1 protein-coding gene and 2 pseudogenes are annotated in these 952 nt (G+C 37.0%); all 3 read left to right on the top strand.

Going from position 1 to position 952, the window contains the following annotated elements; translation table 11 throughout:
• Nucleotides 1-127: pseudogene (locus FG383_RS20160) on the top strand (IS3 family transposase); the annotation flags it as partial.
• Between the two features lie 127 nt (nt 128-254).
• Nucleotides 255-344: pseudogene (locus FG383_RS20155) on the top strand (IS3 family transposase); the annotation flags it as partial.
• 124 nt (nt 345-468) lie between these two features.
• The gene (locus FG383_RS21045; protein ID WP_185908024.1) at nt 469-642 is read left to right on the top strand and encodes a hypothetical protein; all 174 of its coding nucleotides are present in this window, start codon (nt 469-471) and stop codon (nt 640-642) included.
• Nucleotides 643-952 lie beyond the last annotated feature (310 nt).

The following is a 952-nucleotide window of genomic DNA, read 5'->3' as shown; positions in this document are numbered from 1 at the left end:
ATCAGAATTTCTCTACTTAAAAGAATTTGAAAGTGTCGACCATTTTAAACAAGAACTCCAAAATTATATAAACTATTATAACCATAAAAGGTTGAAATCTAAATTCAAGATGAGTCCTGTACAATACGAGGGCACTGAAAAACTTACGTTTTTAAATTCATATCGTTTTTTCAAACAAAAACAGGCAACTTCTTGTTCGATTTTGAACAAGAAGTTGCCTGTTTCTTTAATTTTTTCTATTCTTTTTCTTTTANTATATAAACTATTATAACCATAAAAGGTTGAAATCTAAATTCAAGATGAGTCCTGTACAATACCGTACTCATCTTGCGCAAGCCGCTTAACTAAAAAATCATGTCTAACTTTTGGGGGTCACTACACTAACGCGTTCGCTTGCGATGTCTCCTCTTCTCACTCATCCCGTAGGAGTCGCCGCCTTTCCGCAAAAATCAATGAGAAAGCTAACTTATGGAGAGACGATATGAACAAAAAATGGTTGAACAAGACAATATCCATCTTGAAGGCGACAATAAGCCTGCTGGACACGTCAATACATACTACGAACGCGACAAACCGGTATGGCAAGTACTAGCTAGCGAATTCGACGGACATTTTATGACCCATTATTCCTATAATACGTAAACACTATAGTCATCTCACTCCAAGTAAAATGGCTTTTGTAAGAATTAGTTGCTTTCGCTGGTAATTTAGTTGCTCTCTACTTGATCTAGTTGCTTTCAGACTAGAACTGGTTGTTTTCAATGTCTAGTCGGTTGCTCCAATCCATTTACTGGATACACTCCATGAAAAGATAATTGTTTTAATTGAGACGATACTAAATAAGTAAGCGGTTTCTAATGATTTTCGCTGCAGGCGTCGACTCCTACCGGATAAGTGAGCATAATGAGACTTCACCGCCGCTTAGGCGGACGTTGTGAAGTCTCATTATGCT

This window comes from Psychrobacillus soli, from assembly GCF_006861775.1.
GTDB classification, from domain to species: domain Bacteria; phylum Bacillota; class Bacilli; order Bacillales_A; family Planococcaceae; genus Psychrobacillus; species Psychrobacillus soli.
The sequence above is the reverse complement of the archived record's forward strand: the minus strand, read 5'-3'. Positions and strand labels throughout refer to the sequence as shown.

What these genes read in the sequence shown, in the direction of transcription:
- FG383_RS21045 (WP_185908024.1), top strand. Translation starts at nt 469, where the DNA reads ATGGAGAGACGATATGAACAAAAAATGGTTGAACAAGACAATATCCAT.